The sequence below is a fragment of the Pseudoalteromonas sp. MMG006 genome, assembly GCF_018101025.1.
Lineage (GTDB): Bacteria > Pseudomonadota > Gammaproteobacteria > Enterobacterales > Alteromonadaceae > Pseudoalteromonas.
Genome location: NZ_JAGJEJ010000004.1, coordinates 92,541 through 112,056 on the forward strand (window position 1 = coordinate 92,541; position 19,516 = coordinate 112,056).

General features: G+C 40.1%; 19 protein-coding genes and 1 pseudogene. 13 read left to right on the plus strand and 7 right to left on the minus strand.

Annotation, left to right across the window (positions count from 1 at the left end; all coding sequences use genetic code 11):
- The first annotated feature begins 95 nt into the window (after nucleotides 1-95).
- Genes J8L73_RS06155 through J8L73_RS06170 form a run of 4 tightly spaced genes read left to right on the plus strand, consistent with a single transcriptional unit; the run spans nucleotide 96 to nucleotide 3,455 of the window.
- Nucleotides 96-905 (plus strand): ABC transporter substrate-binding protein, encoded by an 810-nt coding sequence (locus tag J8L73_RS06155; protein WP_211015461.1) that lies wholly within the window; start codon nucleotides 96-98, stop codon nucleotides 903-905.
- Complete coding sequence (locus tag J8L73_RS06160; protein WP_211015463.1) at nucleotides 902-1,954, plus strand: iron ABC transporter permease; 1,053 nt, start codon at nucleotides 902-904, stop codon at nucleotides 1,952-1,954. Before J8L73_RS06155 ends, J8L73_RS06160 begins: the two co-directional genes overlap by 4 nt.
- Nucleotides 1,951-2,739, plus strand: coding sequence for a heme ABC transporter ATP-binding protein (locus J8L73_RS06165; protein WP_211015465.1), 789 nt, complete (start codon nucleotides 1,951-1,953; stop codon nucleotides 2,737-2,739). Before J8L73_RS06160 ends, J8L73_RS06165 begins: the two co-directional genes overlap by 4 nt.
- The gene (locus J8L73_RS06170; protein ID WP_211015466.1) at nucleotides 2,736-3,455 is read left to right on the plus strand and encodes a DUF2470 domain-containing protein; all 720 of its coding nucleotides are present in this window, start codon (nucleotides 2,736-2,738) and stop codon (nucleotides 3,453-3,455) included. Before J8L73_RS06165 ends, J8L73_RS06170 begins: the two co-directional genes overlap by 4 nt.
- Nucleotides 3,456-3,521: 66 nt before the next feature.
- Here the strand turns inward: J8L73_RS06170 and J8L73_RS06175 are convergent, their stop codons facing one another.
- The 3 genes from J8L73_RS06175 to J8L73_RS06185 all read right to left on the minus strand — a co-directional run bounded on the left by J8L73_RS06175 (nucleotide 3,522) and on the right by J8L73_RS06185 (nucleotide 7,857).
- Nucleotides 3,522-4,454 (minus strand): ChaN family lipoprotein, encoded by a 933-nt coding sequence (locus J8L73_RS06175; protein WP_211015468.1) that lies wholly within the window; start codon nucleotides 4,452-4,454, stop codon nucleotides 3,522-3,524.
- A 356-nt stretch (nucleotides 4,455-4,810) separates the two neighbouring features.
- Complete coding sequence (locus tag J8L73_RS06180; protein ID WP_211015470.1) at nucleotides 4,811-7,021, minus strand: DUF2971 domain-containing protein; 2,211 nt, start codon at nucleotides 7,019-7,021, stop codon at nucleotides 4,811-4,813.
- A gap of 392 nt (nucleotides 7,022-7,413) precedes the next feature.
- Nucleotides 7,414-7,857, minus strand: coding sequence for a GNAT family N-acetyltransferase (locus tag J8L73_RS06185; RefSeq protein WP_211015471.1), 444 nt, complete (start codon nucleotides 7,855-7,857; stop codon nucleotides 7,414-7,416).
- 178 nt (nucleotides 7,858-8,035) lie between these two features.
- On the opposite strand from J8L73_RS06185, the gene J8L73_RS06190 reads away from it, so the two are divergent.
- From J8L73_RS06190 to J8L73_RS06220, 7 genes are all read left to right on the plus strand, one after another.
- On the plus strand, nucleotides 8,036-8,593 hold the full coding sequence (locus J8L73_RS06190) for a DUF2796 domain-containing protein (protein WP_211015474.1): 558 nt from the start codon (nucleotides 8,036-8,038) through the stop codon (nucleotides 8,591-8,593).
- 61 nt (nucleotides 8,594-8,654) lie between these two features.
- Nucleotides 8,655-9,989, plus strand: a complete 1,335-nt coding sequence (locus tag J8L73_RS06195; RefSeq protein WP_211015476.1) for a dihydroorotase — start codon at nucleotides 8,655-8,657, stop codon at nucleotides 9,987-9,989.
- Nucleotides 9,990-10,006: 17 nt separating this feature from the next.
- Nucleotides 10,007-10,930 carry a GTP cyclohydrolase FolE2 gene (folE2, locus tag J8L73_RS06200; RefSeq protein WP_211015477.1) on the plus strand — a complete coding sequence of 308 codons (924 nt, stop codon included), beginning with the start codon at nucleotides 10,007-10,009 and terminating at the stop codon, nucleotides 10,928-10,930.
- A gap of 31 nt (nucleotides 10,931-10,961) precedes the next feature.
- On the plus strand, nucleotides 10,962-11,522 hold the full coding sequence (locus J8L73_RS06205; RefSeq protein ID WP_211015479.1) for a DapH/DapD/GlmU-related protein: 561 nt from the start codon (nucleotides 10,962-10,964) through the stop codon (nucleotides 11,520-11,522).
- Nucleotides 11,512-12,555 (plus strand): GTP-binding protein, encoded by a 1,044-nt coding sequence (locus J8L73_RS06210; RefSeq protein WP_211015481.1) that lies wholly within the window; start codon nucleotides 11,512-11,514, stop codon nucleotides 12,553-12,555. The genes J8L73_RS06205 and J8L73_RS06210 overlap by 11 nt, the downstream gene beginning before the upstream one ends.
- Nucleotides 12,542-14,170 carry an HAD family acid phosphatase gene (locus J8L73_RS06215; protein WP_211015484.1) on the plus strand — a complete coding sequence of 543 codons (1,629 nt, stop codon included), beginning with the start codon at nucleotides 12,542-12,544 and terminating at the stop codon, nucleotides 14,168-14,170. The genes J8L73_RS06210 and J8L73_RS06215 overlap by 14 nt, the downstream gene beginning before the upstream one ends.
- A gap of 24 nt (nucleotides 14,171-14,194) precedes the next feature.
- Complete coding sequence (locus J8L73_RS06220) at nucleotides 14,195-14,362, plus strand: SEC-C metal-binding domain-containing protein (protein WP_149592827.1); 168 nt, start codon at nucleotides 14,195-14,197, stop codon at nucleotides 14,360-14,362.
- 589 nt (nucleotides 14,363-14,951) lie between these two features.
- Here J8L73_RS06220 and J8L73_RS06225 read toward each other — a convergent pair.
- Entirely contained in the window at nucleotides 14,952-15,161 is a 210-nt protein-coding gene (locus tag J8L73_RS06225) for a hypothetical protein (RefSeq protein WP_211015486.1), read from the minus strand.
- Between the two features lies 1 nt (nucleotide 15,162).
- The gene (locus J8L73_RS06230) at nucleotides 15,163-15,741 is read right to left on the minus strand and encodes a DUF3299 domain-containing protein (RefSeq protein WP_211015488.1); all 579 of its coding nucleotides are present in this window, start codon (nucleotides 15,739-15,741) and stop codon (nucleotides 15,163-15,165) included.
- Nucleotides 15,742-15,820: 79 nt separating this feature from the next.
- Between J8L73_RS06230 and J8L73_RS06235 the strand changes: the two genes are divergently transcribed.
- On the plus strand, nucleotides 15,821-16,531 hold the full coding sequence (locus tag J8L73_RS06235; protein ID WP_348771961.1) for an ABC transporter ATP-binding protein: 711 nt from the start codon (nucleotides 15,821-15,823) through the stop codon (nucleotides 16,529-16,531).
- Complete coding sequence (locus J8L73_RS06240; RefSeq protein WP_211015492.1) at nucleotides 16,525-17,763, plus strand: FtsX-like permease family protein; 1,239 nt, start codon at nucleotides 16,525-16,527, stop codon at nucleotides 17,761-17,763. Before J8L73_RS06235 ends, J8L73_RS06240 begins: the two co-directional genes overlap by 7 nt.
- Before the next feature lie 90 nt (nucleotides 17,764-17,853).
- Here the strand turns inward: J8L73_RS06240 and J8L73_RS06245 are convergent.
- Together J8L73_RS06245 and J8L73_RS06250 are read right to left on the minus strand one after the other, a co-directional pair.
- Nucleotides 17,854-18,264: pseudogene (locus tag J8L73_RS06245) on the minus strand (lactoylglutathione lyase family protein); the annotation flags it as partial.
- 494 nt (nucleotides 18,265-18,758) lie between these two features.
- Nucleotides 18,759-19,433 (minus strand): hypothetical protein, encoded by a 675-nt coding sequence (locus tag J8L73_RS06250; RefSeq protein WP_211015494.1) that lies wholly within the window; start codon nucleotides 19,431-19,433, stop codon nucleotides 18,759-18,761.
- Between the last annotated feature and the right edge of the window lie 83 nt (nucleotides 19,434-19,516).

Genomic DNA, 19,516 nt, shown 5'->3' on the forward strand with positions numbered 1-19,516 from the left:
CAACTAAGTCAAATTAAGATCAATTAATTATGATAATCATTTTCATTTAGATTTAACTGGTTATAATAGCCGAAAAATAAAAGCCGGAGTTTGGAATGAAATACCTATTTATATTGTTTGCTTTAGTCGCTCAACCTGCACTTGCACAGGAGCGCGTTATTAGTGCTGGCGGCACCCTTACAGAAATAATTTATGCACTGGGCAAACAAAGTACCCTTGTAGCGGTTGATCAATCTAGCATGTACCCGCAACAAGCTACGCAATTACCGCAAGTGGGTTATTATCGCGATTTAGCGGCAGAAGGCGTGCTTTCTATGCGCCCAACCACCTTGTTAGCGCTTGAAGGCGCAGGGCGAAGCCAAGCACTTAAACAAATTGAGGCAACAGGGGTTAACGTCATTCATTATAAAAAGCCTACTTCAGTTAACGAGCTACTTGAGCTAATTAAACGCCTTGGTGACGATTTAAATGCCAAGCAAAAAGCACAGTCACTTATTACTCAAATTACTAAATCGCTGCCTAAAAAAGCAAAACAGCAAACGCACAGTGCGCTATTTTTACTCTCAGCTAATGAGCGCGGGCTTGTTGCTGCAGGGCAAAAAACCGTGCCTAATTTATTATTTAGCTATGCTGGCATTACCAATGTAGGTGCTACGCATTCAGGCTTTAAAGCAATTAACACTGAGGTGCTTGCTGTAAACCAGCCCGATTTTTTAATAGCCCCAGCCCATGTTGTACACAGCCTTGGCGGTAAGCAGGCTTTTTGTGAGCAACCGAACCTACGGTTATTAAAAGCCGCGCAAAGCTGTAACTTACTTGTAATGGATAGCCTACTTTCGCTTGGCATGTCGCCGCGTATTGCCACAGCAATTAATGAGCTTAACGGGTACAAAGCCCAGTTATGAACACCCTAACGTTAAGTCGCTTTGTGCCTATAACACTTAGCCAACCCCATAAATGGATGCTATTGGCCTCAGTTTTTATTTTTGCTTTGGCGCTACTAAGCATAGGGTACGGGCCTGCCGGATGGGATTGGCGTTTAGCCATTGCTTGGCTTGCGCCTGAGCGCTTTAATCAGTTTGATGCGCTGCAAATTAATGTGGTTATGCAAATACGTTTGCCACGTTTTATGCTTGCTGTGCTTGTAGGGTTGGTACTTGCCCAAACAGGCGCGTCAACGCAAGCATTGTGCCGCAACCCATTAGCCGACCCATCTATTATTGGCATTAGTGCAGGTGCAGCCATGGTTGCTGTGGCGTTTATAGCACTTAGCGCACAGTTTAATTTTAATGCTCAGTTGTATTTACCTTATGCCTCATTTTTAGGAGCGCTTGGTGTTACCTCGCTGGTATATTTTATTGCCAAGCAACAAGGGCAAATTAATATCACCACACTTATATTAGTGGGGGTGGCTATTAACGCATTAGCCTTTGCGGTTATTGGTCTATTGAGCTTTTTTGCCGACGACAGCGCATTGCGATTAATAAATTACTGGACCATGGGCTCATTAGGCGGAGCAAGCTGGAGCACAATTATTCAAGCTGCGCCATTATTGCTTATTAGTCTTATTGGCCTGTGGCGATTAAAAAATCCCATGAACTTACTTCTTATTGGCGAGTCACAAGCTCAGTACCTAGGAGTAGACACTAATAAACTTAAATTATATGTAATTATACTCGTTGCATTAGGAGTAGGTGCAGTTGTAGCGCTTACTGGTTTAATAGGGTTTGTTGGTTTAGTCGTCCCGCATATTGCCCGCTTAATGGTAGGGCCGCATTTACGTAATATGCTGCCGCTTTGTATGTTAATTGGCGTGGTTGTATTGCTACTTTCTGACTGGTTAGCACGTATTGTTATAATGCCCGCCGAGCTACCTATTGGCATTATTACCGCGCTTTTAGGTGCGCCATTGTTTATTTATTTAATCGTTAAAAATAAGCGAGGTTGGTCATGATCACGTTTAACAATCTAAGCGTTGGCTTTGGCAACCATACCGTTTTAAACACCATTAATGGCAGTGCTGAAGCAGGGCAACTTGTTGCACTACTTGGTGAAAACGGCGCGGGTAAGTCTACTTTGCTGCATACTTTAGCAGGTATGCACTCCTTTACAGGCAGTGTACTTTTTAATGCTAAGCCACTGGCTACTCAGGCTAAAAAACGCCTTGCCACACAGCGCGCGGTGATGATGCAAGCAAACCACGTAGGGTTTGATTTTACCGTATTTGAGCTTATTGCTATGGGCCGCTACCCGTATGTAGAGTCATTAAAAATGCAAAGCGAAAAAGTACATAAATACGCTGCAATTATGGATTTAAGCCAGTATTTAACTCGCCGCGTAAGTGCGCTTTCGGGCGGGGAGCAACAACGCGTGCATATGGCGCGTACTTTAGCGCAGCTTAATGCCTTTACACAATCGGGCGAGCCAAAACTCATGCTGCTCGACGAGCCTACATCAGCACTTGATATGCGCCACCAACACGCTTTGCTCAGCTGCGTTAAAGCGTTTGTAGAGCAGGGTAACAGCGCCATTATTGCAATACACGACCTAAATTTGGCCAGCCTTTATGCAACCGACGCTATTTTACTGCATAACAAAAAAGTGCTGCAAAGCGGGCCTATAAACACCGTATTAACAGAACAAAACTTACAACAAATGTACGCCATGAAACTGCACGTAAACCCTCACCCTTATAACGATGCACCCATGGTTTTTTCTCAACGTCAGGAGTTTTTATGAGAGAGCAAGCATTAAACGATGCACGCACATTGGTTTACAAAACCAATGCCGGTGTTATGTCGACTATTTCTAATAATTTACGCGGCTACCCGTTTGGCTCAGTAACACCTTATATGTGCGACGAGCAAGGCCGGGTTTACTTTTTTATTAGCGATATAGCCCAGCACACTAAAAACCTAAAGCACGACTCTCGTATGAGCCTAACTATTTTTGATGCCGCCGACCACGGCGATCAAAACGAGCACGGCCGCGTAACGCTTGTAGGCGATGGCTCGGTTGTGCCAAGTGAGCAAGCACACACTTTGCTTAATAACTACATTGCCCTATACCCCGAAGCCGCTAGCTATCGCAATGCGCACGACTTTCAATTATGGCAATTAGACGTAGTGCGCGTGCGTTACATTGGCGGCTTTGGCAAAATATTTTGGCTAGAACAAAACGAATGGCAGGGCGAGGCAAAAGCCTGGGACGAAAGCCAGCAGCAAAGCATGATTAACCACATGAACGACGATCATCAAGATGCTATGTCGCTCATATTAATGCAGCACCACAGCGTTGCTGATAACACCCCAATAATGAGCGGCCTATTACCCACAGGCTTTTATATACAAAGCCAAAAGCGTAACTACTTTATTAACTTTAAAACCCAGTGCAACAGCCCGTTAGAGGTACGTAAAGCGCTGGTTGAGCTAACCAACCAAGCCCGAAATAACTAAACTAAATACATGACGACATAGTTAACCTGAGCCCTGGTTAAAAGATTCACCAACTATGTCGTTATTTTATAAGCAAGCTGTTTGCTCGCCTCGCTTGCCTAAAGCCTTAAAAGCCGCTTGTTGATGCTGTTTCTGCACATAACGAGGAGGCAAAGGGTTAACCTGCAACTGGTACCCAGTTTGATTAGCTTGCACACTTATTACCGGCGATATCCAAACAACATTTAACTCTGGTGCTAAACGCTTAATAACACGCGCTATACCTTCGCCATTTTTTACATGAAAATTGCCCGCTATGTGCATTACCTGCGCATCTTTATGATTACTTAAATAGTTAACAATAGACTCCCCCATGGTTTCATCCCACGTAACTTGCGCTGCATAATAGTTTTGATTTTGACTGGGCGTACCATGGTGCATTGAGGTCATAAAGCGTTGTTTATAATCACTGGGGGACGTATCAATAGTGCTGGCAATATAGCTTTGCTGTGTTTCATCAAGCTTATTTACATAACTTATGCCTTGCCTGCCAATACAGGTAACAATATTTTTAGGCGCGTTTGCAGCTATTACATCGCTATTGTTCGTTTTTGCCAGCTCTACTAATGCACGGTAGTCGCTTTTGTAATTAGGCCACGCTTGGGTGTTATCAATTAAGTATTGCTCGCCAATTTCACTTTTAACGTACTGGTTTAAAATAGGCTGATCGGCACGGCTAAATTGTTCAAGCGACAGGGCAGTGCGTTTATTGCCTTTACTTAACTGCGCAAATAACTCAGCCTGAAATAAATGCACGCCCGGGTGTGTATGCCATTCACCTACTAAAACCACATCGGCATTTAATAGCGTAGGCTCTAATAATACAGAACTAACAGGCTTTGCTTGTGCATTATAAAGTACTGAAAAATATAACGATGAGCTTTTAACAGGCGGCACAGTGGTTGTACTACAACCACTCAAACCCATAACTAACGCCAGAGTTAACATAGACTTTTTCATACACACCTTTTAAAACCTGTTAATACAAATAATTATCAATATCATATATTTATAATCCGTATTAAGCCAGCCAAAAACAGGACAAAATAAATAAGTAAAGAAGGATTAAATAACGGGTTGTAGAGTGCAACTAATAGGCAGTTAAGGGCGAAGAGCAGACCGTCAGTCTTTGTCTTTGCGGTAGGCTGTTTCATGCTCATTGCTGCCGTTCATATTCAATTTTTGAATGTTCACTTTGAGCCAACAACAAATTGTCACTTAATAGCTTAATTCTTCCATAATTGACACTGCATTGTGAATGTGGGGGCTCTTTCTGAGTTACGATGTGACCCCTAAGTTTAGTATAAACTAGTCATTTAATTTATAACCTCGTATTCTAGTTCGAAAAAGTTCTTTTCTGATAACATAGCTCTTCTTAATTCAATCTTCGATAAATTATTATCAATATTTTCATTAAGACCACTGATGATGCTTTGTATCAACTTTATTGTACTTTCGGGGAACTTATAACCTACTGTAATGCTTTTTATGTAAGCATTAGCTATATCGCCTTTTTTATATGGGTAGCTGGCTTTTTCATAATAAATTTTATCCCTTTTATATGCGAATAGCCGAACTTCTTTTTCATATGACCAATCTTTATTTTTGGTAAGCATATATTGATTGAATAAGTAGCGTTCTTTTTCTTTGTATCTTTTGGTGGTGTGAGAGTAGTTCACTTTATCAATACCAACACCATCAGGTAGTTCACCTTCAAAGTAATATTCCACCATAAGTCCTGTATGATTCTCAGCGTAATGCGACCACATTAGCATTGAATTTTCATTATTTGAAAAAGAAGCCAATCGGAAGTTGGGACGCAAAAATAAATTAGTTTTATCAGCACTCAAGTTATCGTATGGTAATTCAATTGGATCATTGAGTTGTTCAGAAGATGCTAGATAAAAATACCCATTAACTAAAGCGTCAAGAGTGAACTGGTTGAAAGGGTAGTACTTAAATAGTGAAATCCCATTTTTGGAACAACTAAAATGACCTGCAATACTCTTATTAAAGTTATCTATATATTCATTGTATAAAGAGCCTGGAATAGAATGTTTTGAGCGATTTAGACAAGATAAATAGTTTGAGATAATTACACCATTCAGCTCTCCGCTGGCTTTCATTGAGTCAATAGCCGATTTAAAATGCGTTAATGCTGTGTTAACTTTACCGTGTCTTTCATAATATATAGCTAATAAATTAGAAACTGACATCGAAGGCTCTAGCTCTGTTAAAAGCGAAAGTGCTTCATCATGCCTGTTAGTGTCAACAAGATAAGATGCCAATCTAGTTTTGTCATTTTCGCTTAAAGGTTCGTCAATAGTCTTCAACTTTTCTATTTCTAGATTAGCGACATGCTTATCCCATTTATCCTTCAGTGATTTAAGCTTTTCTACTAATGAGTCATGCATGTAATGGTTTAATAGATTATCATGGCTCAGATATTCATCGGCTTCTTGATACAAGCTCCAATGTTCAATCTGATGAAGAGCTTCTTGTTCAACTAAATAAGTTTCTAATATCTTAATATTTCTTAATATCAAATAGGCTAAATATAAAGGGTTGCAACTAGATTTTCTAAAGAAATTTTGCTTATTGATGGCTATTTCAAATTCTTCATTTAAATCAATGCCTAAATATAACGATGACAGTAGGTAATAAAGCCTTAGTTGATTGTTAATTTTTCTTGATTCTTTAATTTCTTCCTCTACTAATGAGATGACTTCACTGTATTCCTCTGCCTCGAATGCGTATTTTATTATCGCCTCTTTAGTTGGGTTCGCATTTCCTTTTTTTGCTTCTTTCTTCACTTCTTCATAAATACGTTTAAAGTCACCCTCAAAATATTTAACACTTTCAAGGTAGTATGTTTTTTGAACTGCGTAGTCAAAATCAATACGTCCTTTATCAAGATATAAGTCAATAATACTTTTACTGACACATTCCTTTTCATTCATGAGATTAGTGCCGTTTTCGAAGTCGTCTAGATAAAAATAGCAAATCAATAATAAATTGTGGTAGTCAGACACATTTACATCAATGCATATTCTTTTTAATTCCTGCCAATCTGCCTTATCAAATTTTGCTTCAATCAAATTCGGAGCATATGCGTTGAGAAGGTTATGTGAAACGATATCAAACTTATTTGCTTCATAGTTTATTTTAATTGCAGTTAGGAAGTACGAAGAGTCGCTAGTTAAATCGTATAAATTCCATAATACATGCGAGTCCCTATCATCGTATTTTAGTGCTTCTTTGAAATAATAGGTTGGTATTTTACGCTCATTAGGATACGTAAATAGTTCACGTGCTATGTCACCTAAGTAGCTGTATGAAGAAGCATGGTTCTCCTTTACATGTAGGATTTTATTGAAAACCTCAGAGGTATCCTTACCTTTCAATTCTAATAAGAAAAAGTAAAGACCTAGATTATTATTATCTTCAGCCCAAGCTTTTTCGTTGGATAGATATTCTAAACTTGCAAACTTTTTGTTTTTAAAATTATTTTTAACTTGGCTATCCATACCATTTCCTTTGATTAGATTGACGGTCAAATAAACTCGTACACTTCTTTAGATGTTGCTATAAATTTTATCTGATCCGGAGAAAATCATACCATGCAACTATGGTTATTAGAATGGCCGTTTATAGCGCAAAGTTAGCGTTAATGTACTGCTTTCAATGACTGCAATGGTGGCTTAGCTGTCCAATTCAGAGGTTTTTGAAAAGTAATGTCAATGTCTGCTGCTGGCACTCTCCAGCCATTCAACAACATAAAATGTTGATAATAATTGGCAAGGTATTTTATTGTGTCGGATGGCGCTTCGCTTATCCGATCTACACTAGCACATACGCGGCTGGAAAATTTAATCTTATAACTATTATTCCTTAAAATTAGCGACCTACTTATGATGAGTTAACTACTAATTTTAATAACCGCTAACATATCGTCGTCATCCTCATCGAGGCCAACCTCTTCAAACCCAAAGCTTGAATAAAAGTCTTTAGCAACAGGGTTTAGCGGGTTATAACAAATCTCGATTTGTTCAAGCTTAGAAGTTGCTTTAATCTCTTCAATTGCCATAGTCAGTGCTTTGCGCCCAATGCCTTTATTTTGATGAGTTTGATCAACCATAAAGCGCCAAATAGAAACCTTTGCAGGGGTTTCTTTTACCCACATAAAAAAGCCTACTGGCAGAGCATTTAGGTAAATAGCTTTACAGGTATACCCGCTATTGTAGTGCGCCTCTACTAACGACCACATATTACACGCTACGTATTCTTCTTGAGTTTTAGCAACCTCTAAATCGCATACGGCTTCGTAATTATTGGCGGTGATGTCTTCCAATGACAGTGTCATGCTTTTCCTTAAAAATAAATTATTTATATAACTAAAACTTACCAGTATCTGTACCTATAAACAATAAATGGCTTTACTAGCCCAATAGAGCCTTAATTATTATCTTTTTAGGATACAACCTGTATGTTATATTATAACAATTACTATATTTAGCTCTATTTTGTATAAGGGTTAGCTTATGAAAACGTTTACAAAAGGGTTCACTATTGCCCTGCTGTTAGGGTTGGGTTTTAGTGCTTATGCGCAAAAGCATGTGCATGGGGAGGGTGAGTTACTTATTGCTCAAGAGGGCAATGTGCTGCAAATGCAGTTTATTATTCCGGCTGCCGATGCCCTAGGGTTTGAACACCAAGCTGCTAACTCATCTGATAAAAATGCCATTAACGTACTTGCTCAGCAATTAAAAAACAGTAGCCACGCTATTGATATTAAAGGGCAGTGTATTTTACAAAGCACCGAAAACTCACTTGCTCACAGCCACATAGAACACGATGAACACGATGAACACGATGAACACGATGAACACGATGAACACGATGAACACGATGAACACGATCATCATAATGTTAAAGCCACCTACAATTTTAACTGCAAAACACCGGTTGTGGGCTTTTCGGTCACGCTGTTTAACTTAATGCCTTCGCTGAATGCACTTAATGTGCAATGGATTAGTAATACGGGGCAAGGCTCAACAGAAGTAACGCGCAGTAATCCTGTAATAAGCTGGCAAAGCTAATATTTAGCCGCCAACTCACACCTATTAAACATAAATTGCTGACTAAATAAGAGCCGTAAGCATGAAAAGCCAACTAATAAAAAATGCCCAAATAGTTAACGAAGGTAAAACGCAACATGCTGATGTACGCATTACCAATCAATTTATTGAACGCATTGCCCCTAATATAGCCCCGAGCGAAAACGATGATGTAATTGATGCGCAAGGTGCGTACTTACTGCCGGGCATGATAGATGACCAAGTGCATTTTAGAGAGCCAGGCCTTACTCATAAAGGATCTATATTAACTGAGTCGCGCGCAGCAGTGGCCGGCGGTATTACAAGTTATATGGAAATGCCTAATGTTAACCCTTCAACCACAAACAAAGCTGCGCTTGAGGCTAAATACGCCATAGCCGAGCAGCATTCTTATGCCAATTACTCTTTTTACCTTGGCGCTACAGAGCACAATTTAGATGACATTAAAGCGCTCGACCCTAAAAAAGTATGTGGCGTAAAGGTGTTTATGGGCGCCTCTACCGGTAATTTATTAGTAGAGAACCCACAAGCACTTGAGGGGATATTTCGCGAATGCCCAGTGCTTATAGTTACCCACTGCGAAGATGGAAAAACCATTAGCAAAAACAATCAGCGCTATGAGCAACAAGGCATTGTGCCTAGTATCACCGACCATCCAAAAATTCGTGACGATGAGGCGTGTTATGCCTCATCGTCATATGCGGTGTCGCTTGCTAAAAAATACAGTGCGCAATTGCATGTATTGCACATAACTACCGAAAAAGAGCTGAGTTTATTTACTAAAGGCGATATAGCCAATAAAAGTATTACTGCAGAAGCCTGTGTGCACCATTTATATTTTAGCGAGCAAGATTACCCCGCCTTAGGCAACTTAATAAAATGTAACCCTGCCATAAAAGCTAAAACCGATCGTGATGCCCTTATAAACGCGGTTAAAAATAATCAAATAGATATTATTGCCACCGATCACGCTCCGCATACATGGCAAGAAAAACAAACCGATTATGTTAACGCACCTGCAGGTTTGCCCTTAGTAGAGCACGCACTTTTAAGCTTACTAGAACACGTTAAACAAAACCGCTTAAGCATAGTGCAGGTGGTAGAAAAAACCGCACATAACCCTGCGCTGCGTTTTAAAGTAGATAAACGCGGCTTTATAAAAGAGGGCTACTACGCCGACCTAGTGCTGGTAAGTACACAGCAAACTACAAAGGTGAGCCATGACGCTTGCCGCTACCTTTGCGGTTGGACGCCTTTTGATGGCGTTGAGTTTTCATCAAAAATAGTAAGTACGTGGGTTAATGGCGAGCGCCTTTACGATGGCAAAACAGTCTCTAAACCTAGCAAACCTGCCATGCCTCTTGTTTTTAATCGTTAATTGGAATAGTTAAATTTATGAATGCTAAAAGCCATTTGCCAGATATTACTTCGCAGAATAACTCTTTGAATGCACAACCTTTACAATGGGTAGGGATGGAAGGAATTTCGCTGCCTTTGCATGTTTTACCACACGATGGCGAACCTATACATACGCACGCCAAAGCCGACATATTTGTAAGTTTAAATAAAGCCGAAGCCAAAGGCATACATATGTCGCGTTTGTATTTGCATCTTAAAGAGCGGCTTGTAAACCAGCCTTTAACGGGCGAAAGTTTAACCGCGTTATTAAATACTATGCTGCACTCTCAGCAAGGCCTAAGCTTAAGCGCTAAAGTAAATTTAGCCTTTGAGTTAACACTTAATAAACCTGCGCTGTTATCAAATCAGTCGGGGTATCAGGCGTATCCGGTGAATGTATGTAAAACCATTGAAGACGGTGAAATTAACACCGAGCTTAGCCTTACTATTGCTTATTCAAGCACGTGCCCGTGCTCAGCCGCGCTTTCACGAAAAGCATTAAGCGATGCCGTTGCAGAGCAATTTACAGAGCAGCACGTTGATAAAAACACATTGCTAGAGTGGCTTTCATCAGAGCAAGGCAGTATTGCTACACCACACAGCCAGCGCTCATACGCGTATATAACAATGCGTATTAAAGGTGAAGAGCTTCCTGACTTACCTGAACTTATTACACAACTAGAAAGTGCAATTGGTACGCCTGTTCAAACCGCAGTAAAGCGCGAAGACGAACAAGCATTTGCCAAGCTCAATGCCGAAAACTTACTTTTTTGCGAAGATGCCGCCCGCAGAATCAAACAGGCCTTAGAGTTAAAAACCAACATTTGCGACTATCACTTCAAAGTTGAACACCAAGAAAGCTTACACGCTCACAACGCTGTTGTGTACGACCGAAAGTTTTCGCAGCAACGTGTTATTTAAAACCTTAATTTGCATATTTAGTAGGATAAAAATGTTAAGAAAAAATCCAAGTGGCCACATGCCAAGCGTCGCACAAAGCGCATTTATAGATCCAACAGCCATTGTGTGTGGCAAAGTAATCATTGAAGATAATGTATTTATTGGCCCTTATGCGGTTATTCGCGCCGATGAAGTAGACGACACTGGCGATATGCAGCCAATTATTATTAAAAAAAACTCTAACATACAAGATGGCGTGGTTATTCATTCTAAATCGGGGGCTGCGGTAACGATTGGTGAGCGCACGTCTATAGCGCATCGTTCAATTATTCATGGCCCGTGCAGCGTAGGGGATGATGTATTTATTGGTTTTAATTCGGTAGTATTTAGATCGCATGTGGGAAATGGGTGTGTAGTTAGGCATAACTGCGTTGTTGATGGATTAGATTTACCTAAAAACTTCCATGTACCGCCAATGACCAATATAGAACCCGGCTTTGATTTAAACAGCATAAGCAAAGTGCCGCCAGAATATTCAACATTTTCTGAATCGGTGGTGTCTGCAAATCACGATTTGGTAAAAGGTTACAAGAAATTGGCTAATGAACTCTAATAAGCAAACGCTAAAGGCAATACCCACTAATATTATTAGTGGGTTTTTAGGTGCCGGAAAAACCAGCGCTATTGTATCGCTACTTAAAACCAAACCACGCTCTGAGCGCTGGGCGGTATTAGTAAACGAATTTGGCGAAGTAGGTATTGATGGCGCGCTACTTAATGGGCAACAAAGCCCAAACAGCGGTGTATTTATTCGCGAAGTACCCGGTGGCTGTATGTGCTGTACCGCCGGCGTGCCAATGCAAGTTGCTCTTAATCAGCTGCTAAAACAAGCAAAACCAGATAGGCTTTTAATTGAACCCACAGGCCTTGGCCACCCAAAGGAAGTATTACAAACACTTTCATCATCGCATTATAAAAATGTACTGAGCTTACAAAAAACAATTACTTTAGTTGATGCCAGAAAGCTCAATGACTCGCGTTATACAAGCCATGCTACGTTTAATCAGCAAATTGATATTGCAGATATTATTGTAGGTAACAAGCACGATTTATACGCTCAAAATGACGCTGAAACATTAACTGATTACGTAATAAGCCGCGCAAACCAAACACAGCAAATTGTATTTACTACACAAGGTGAAATAGCGCCTGAGTTGTTACAAGGTGAGTGCGGCTATAATCAATCAGCGCCTTGCACTGCGCATCCTCATACAAACTCAGGCATTAATACCCGTGAAGCGCCGTTACCCGCAAGTGGCATACTGTGCATTGAAAATAGCGCTCAAGGCTATCAAAGTATTGGCTGGCGTATTAGTGCAGCACACATATTTAGTAAAAAAGCGCTGCACGCTTGGCTTTGCAACTTAAAAGTAGAGCGAATTAAAGCTGTTATAAAAACAGACGAAGGGAGCGTAGGCTTTAACCTTGCGGAGCAAACCTTAACCGTTACCCCTTTAAACGATTGCCAAGAAAGCCGTATAGAAATAATAGCGATACAAATTAACTCTATGTGGGCGCAACAACTCATGAACGGCTTAATTAATAATAAAACCAACTCAGAGAAAACTAACCATGAACACATTTAATGCATTAACCATTGCTTTAGTCAGTGCGCTTAGTGTTGGCTGTACATCTAACCAAGCTAACAATACTAATGAAAGTTTTTCAGCGCAGCCGGCCTCGCAGCTACAAGCTCAAACTCTACCTGCTTTAAAAATAGCGACTTGGAATGTTGAGCACCTTGCATACCCAATAGATACAGGCTGTAGAGCCAGAACGCCAAGCGAAATTGAGGCTATGAAAGCTTACGCAAACAATTTAAATGCTGATGTAATCGCCCTACAAGAGGTTGCGTCTAAAGCGGCGTTACAGCAAATATTCTCTGAAGACGACTGGCAACTAATTATGTCTAGCCGAGCAGACAGCAAAGCCTATACGTGCAGACAAACGGGGGCTTTATCAACCCAGCAAAAAGTAGCCTTTGCAGTAAAAAAAGCAATACCTGTACTCAATACAGCTCCTATAGACCAATTAGGATTAGCAAGAGCAGGGCTGCGCTACGGATTACAAATAACCGTTAATACACAGCAAGGACCAACCGATATACTGAACGTACATATGAAAAGCGGCTGTTTTGTAGATGACTACTTAAAAAGCGACTCACCCGCGTGTAAAACCTATGCACAACAAGCACCAGTACTTAATAGTTGGGTTGAAAAACACGAAACCGCAGGCACGCCTTACGTAATATTAGGTGATTTTAACCACCGTATATCAGCGCCTTACAATAGGCTAACCCGCACTTTATTAAGTGATGAGCGCTCAACTCGTATTACGACCAGCCAATTATTAGGGTGCCAAGCACGCTATCCGGCGCCTATCGATCACATTATTGTTGGCGGTATGAATGCACAAAATATTGAAGCGTCGGCTCAGGTACATAAATTCAAAAATATGAATGATAAAGCCATGCTAAGCGACCACTGCGCTGTATCGGTTTCGCTTGCTGCTAATGCGCACTCACTTTCATCAGCAGTGTTATGGCAAACAACCAGTAAAGAGTACAAAGCACTAGCAACTACAACCTATGAGCAAGCAAAGTCAGCGGTAATGCAATTGCCAAACACAGCAAGTAACTGGGTAGCCGTAATGGATGTTGATGAAACTGTGCTCGATAATTCAGCTTATCAAGAGCAAACAGAGCTTAACGGCAAAGGATATACGCCACAATCTTGGCAAGCATGGGTTGCAAGCGAAAAAGCCACACTGGTACCTGGTGCTAAATCGTTTATAGAAACAGTGTATAAACACGGTGGAAAAATAGCGCTTGTTACTAACCGTAATAAGCAAAACGATTTGCACACCTGGAATAATTTAAAAGCAGTGGGTTTACCTGTTACACTTGAAAACACTTGTTTAATTGGCCGTTCAGAAGCCGACAAAAACGCCGTTAATGGCAACGAATTTATTAACGATAAAGACTTGCGCCGCCAGCAAGTAACACAAGGCACAGCCGATTGTTTTTCACCAAGTGGGCAAAATGATAACTGGCAGCAGCCACAGGTTATTGAGTTTCAGGTGGGAGATAACATAGAAGACTTTAGCGGTGTAACGCAAGAAACCGCCAATATAAAAACGCTGCAACCCAAGCTTGGTAAATCATTATTTTTACTACCAAACCCTATGTATGGTTCGTGGTAAATACTATTAAAAAGGAAGAGTAATATGACCGAAAAATCACCAGCCCCAACAGGCTCAGGCTGCAGCAATACAAGCTGCTGCCCACCACCGCAAAGCCCTGTAACACGTGACGCGCCAAAGGTAGGGCGAAACGACCCGTGTGTTTGTGGGAACGGGCGTAAATATAAAAAGTGTTGTGGTAAAAACGCATAAATTGCAGCAAAGCTGCTTTTAATTTAGGTATAAAAAAAGGGCTAACGTTACGTTAGCCCTTTTTGTATTTAACCTAAATGTAAGTTATATCAACTGGCCGCCACACTTATTTTTTGTTCAAGCGTGAAGGGCTTTGCATTTAAAATACCGTTAATTTGAATGACGATTTCACTATTGCCTGCTTTATTTGCCACATATTTTAAACGATGAATACCGCGTGTACTGGCAAGTTGTACAGAAGCAGCCCCAGTTAATTTAATATTTTTAGGAGCAACAAATTTTACACTTACCGCGCTGTAACGTTTAGGTACTAAGTAACTAAAGCTTGCCGTGTTAGGGCCTGTTGACCTTTCAGGATTAAAATTTGTTCAATCTAGGGGCCATTTAATCGCGGCGCGAGGTTTGTAACCTAGTGGACTAAGTAAAAACCGAGTAACAAAGAGTAAATAGCCCCTAGGCAGAACCCTTTGGGCAGCGCCTGTTTGGCATTTATGCTACGTTATCGCCTATTTATGGGGAATAACCACACTACATAGGCTCTGCCTTGCCTAAATACCAAACAGTCTGCTGCAAATTTAACCTCGAAAGGTCAACAGGCCCTAGGGCCGCCCACTTTTACTTGCGCTTGTTTGGCATGTTCAAACGAGAAGTTTTGTAAAATAGGAGGCTGAAAGTGTTGCCGAGCAAAAGGATGAAACTGATTTAACCCCACGCCCGCATGAAACTCACACGCACCAGCGCCTAAAGAACTCAAAAAAGCTAAACCGCACAATCCTCGTTTTATATTTATGTATTTCACTTTAATCCTCGTACGGTAATACATTGTCTAACTTAAGCTGGTAAGCCGATGTGCCTAATTCGTTTTCAACGGTGTTTATCGTCAGTGTGCCTTCAAACCAAAATGCGTCATACAGGCTTTTAAGATCAACACCTTGATCAAACTTAACGTAGATTATTTGATTAGGTGGCGGCGGAGGCATATGCAGGCACGCGCCAAAATAAGGCACAATAAAAAACTCGCTAATACGTTTACCTTCTTCTGATTCAAGCGGCACTATAAAGCCAGGTATACGCAGCTTTTTATTATTGTAACTTTCAATCACTCGTACTGAGCTTAAAGCTTGCTGGTAGCGTTTATCTTGCTCGTTATCAAACGCTTTAGCGTCTAGGCTATTTAATGTGTCTTGCTCTGAGCCATCTACAATCTCTTCTAAGTATTCAGGCGGATTTAGTAGCGCGTCTAAATCATCTTTAGGCATTAACTGAATCCACTCTATTTCTTCGTAACTTGAACTTTGACCCGCTGACTCACAAGTAAATCCAAAACTGGCCACGGCAATAACACACCAAGCAACCATGTTAGTTACATATTTTGACATATTTTTATCTCAATTAGCTTATTGCTTAACTAAAAACGTTATAACATATCAACACTTATCAAACCATAGGAGTCTCATCGTGCCTAATACAATTTCTGCGGCCTCTACTCCCTTAGCCATACATATTAACCAACTTAGCTATAAGTACCACAAAGCCGATAAAACCTCGTTTTATATTCCTACTTGGCAAGTAAAGCAGGGAGAGCAGGTATTTTTACACGGCGAATCTGGCTCAGGTAAAACCACATTACTTAATTTATTAGCAGGAGTGCTAACACCACAAAGTGGCGATATAACCTTGCTTGAGCAAGCATTTTCAACGCTTTCGTCAAAAAAGCGCGATAAATTTAGAGCCCAGAACATTGGCGTGGTGTTTCAGCAGTTTAATTTAATACCGTATTTAAGTGTTTTAAAAAATATTCAGCTGGCTAGTTACTTTGCTAAAACGGGCAATACGCAAATAGAGCAAGAGGCGAGCGCTCTGCTTTTAGCGCTTAAGTTACCAACGACTATTTTGCACAAAGCAGCAAATACATTAAGTGTTGGCCAGCAGCAACGTGTAGCTATTGCCCGCGCTTTAATAAATAAACCTAAACTGCTATTAGTTGACGAACCCACCTCGGCATTAGACGCCGCATCGCGCGATGCATTTATGACCCTGCTAATTGATTTATGTAAGCAGTACGGCATAACGCTTGTATTTGTAAGCCACGATATGCACTTACAACAATTTTTTGAGCGCAGCGTAAATGTAACTTCGCTTTTAAAAGAGGAGGGCAGCAAATGCTAGTATCGTTAGCGTGGAGCAGTTTAGCCAGTAGACGTAAATCGGTCATACTTACTTTTTTATCATTACTTATAAGTATAAGCGTGCTGTTAAGTGTTGAGCATATTCGCCAGCAAGCCAAAGAGAGCTTTAACAGAACCATCTCTGATGTAGATATGATTGTGGGCGCACCTAGCGGGGAGTTAAACCTTTTACTTTATTCGGTATTTAGAATGGGCAGCCCCACCAGTAATATTAATTATAAAAGCTATGAAACCCTAAAAGGCAGCTCATTAGTTAAATGGGCAATTCCCATTTCGCTTGGCGACTCGCACCGTGGTTTTAGAGTAATGGGCACCAATAATAGCTACTTTGATCACTTTAAATACGGCACTAAGCAACCACTTACTTTTAGTAGCGGCCAGCCTTTTAACACATTATTTGAAGCGGTGATAGGAGCCGATGTAGCCAAAAAACTCAATTATAAAATTGGCGACAGCGTAGTGATTGCTCATGGTATTGGTAACACAAGCTTTACCCATCATGACAATACTCCCTTTATTATAAAAGGCATACTTAGCCCCACAGGCACGCCGGTTGATAAAACCATACATGTAAGCTTAAACGCCATTGAGGCCATACATTTATCACCGGCAAAACAAGCTAAATTACTTAATAATGTAGACTCGGTAAACACCACACCCGAGAGCATTACCGCAGTAATGCTGGGTTTAAAATCTAAGTTTTCAACCTTTAAATTACAGCGCGATATAAACAATTATAAAGCCGACAGGTTAATGGCTGTGTTACCCGGTGTTGCCATGGCCGAGCTTTGGCAAATGATGGCAACGGTTGAAAACTTATTACGCATTATTGGTATTTTGGTGTTGGTGTCGTCATTATTTGGTTTATCAACCATGTTACTTGCCTCTATGGCACAACGTAAAAACGAAATTGCCGTACTGCGCGTGCTAGGCGCAGGGCCAAGCGTTATATTTAGCTTAGTATTAGTTGAAGCGTTAATTTTAGTCGTATTAGCCACCGCAGTAGCAACCGGTTTACTTAGCTTAACTTTATGGCTATTAGCTGATTGGCTAGGCGCCACTTATGGGTTATTTTTAAGCGCGAATGTACTTAACCTTGAAACATTAAAAGTAATCGGCGTTATTACCATTGCGGCAATTGTCACCTCAGCAATCCCCGCGTACGAAGCCTATAAAAATGCTTTGCACAGCTCTTTGGGCTCAAAAAGCTAATTTATTATACTTATTATTAATAACTAAAAGGCCGCAGTAATAAATACTGCGGCCTTTGTTTTTAGCTAAACTTTTTTAAACGAGCTAAGTTTAGTAAGCGCCTGCGCTGTATATAAGCTCGTAGCTGTGGCTGTAAATCTCTAGGATGTTACCAAACGGGTCTTCCATGTAGATCATGCGGTATGGCTTTTCGCCAGGGTAGTAGTAACGTGGCTCTGGCATACGCTTTTTACCACCTGCCGCAACAATACGATCTGCTAAGCCTTCTACATCGGGGTCTTGTACACAGAAATGGAAGATACCGGTTTTCCAGTATTCAAAATTGTCTTTAGGGTTTTCTTGGTCTTTAAATTCGAAAATTTCTACACCAATACGGTCGCCTGTTGAAAGGTGCGCTATTTTAAATTTTTCCCAATCTGGACCAAATACATCGGTACACATTTCGCCAATGGGGCTTTTGTCTTCGGTTATTAAAGTGGGTTCCATTATTTTGTACCCACCAAAATTAACGTGACACCCATCTTAATTGAGGTAGTTTTACTTGTTCAATTAAGGAATCTGTTCTGCTTTATTTTTGCTATATAAATTAGCTACTGACATTCGTCGAAACTCAAATAAGTTACTGTGTCGGATGGCGCTTTGCTTATCCGACCACCGTTTTCAAATATATTCGTTGGGTTTCGCTACGATCTACCTTTAAATTAACGTGACACTCATCTTAATTTGTTAACAAAATTCGGCAGGCATGTAATTAAAGTGCTTTATCGTACTTAATTTACTTAAGCAGTTTGGCAAATTGACGTCGTATTGGGGAGCTTCCATCTCATAACCCATCCTAAATTTTACACTTTGACGAACTAAGAATTAGGATGGGTGTCACCTTAATTCGATCTTAGTTCTGCCTTTAACTTAAGCTATCAGGTTTGATTTATGATACTTTATCAAACTTGACATTTGAGCCTAAGCAACAAAAAGTTAAACACTATGGATGCCTTTTAAATGAAAATATCTACTTCTTCAATTTTATCTGCTAACAACAAACTAGCTTTTTCTTGATACAAATCCAAAGAATCATCTGATATAAATTTATCAAACGTATTAATAATTTCTTTCATAAAAGAGGCTCTAACTTGATAATTCGGGTTGTCAGGAAATTCCTTCGTAAGGTTGTCTAACTTCTCTGAACTACTAGAAAGATACTCCATAACATTAATTTTTTTATCTGGATCTACGTTTCCTTTACCATAGGAAAGTATGCTTAGCTTAGCCTCTAAACTATTCATATCCTCTGTATGCTTAGATATTATGGGGTTTCCTAATTTATTAAGCCTAACAGGTTCGTCATCACCATATGTCATTGTATATTTTTTTTCCATCTCATTTACATTTCTAACGATGTTATAAAGCTCTTTTATACTCATATTAGAAAAGTCTAACTCTTTTAATTTAAAAATTTCTTGATATGCACTGCTCTTATTCAACGATGAGTCAAAATTCTTATTTTCTTTTTCATCTTTAACTTTAAGATCTTGCTGACTTATTTTTTTCCCATCTAAGCTATTTTGTCTTACTTCTGAGGAAAGCGCTTTTTGTTTTTCATCATCAATGTTTTTGGAAAGAGTTACTTTTCTTTCCAATTGGATAGATAGTAGGTTAGGGTTAATTTTCATAAAATCCATTTTAAGGTTTTATATTCTTTTTTATCGGCTTAATTTTATAAAGCTTAAGTTTTATTTTTGAATACCTGAAAATT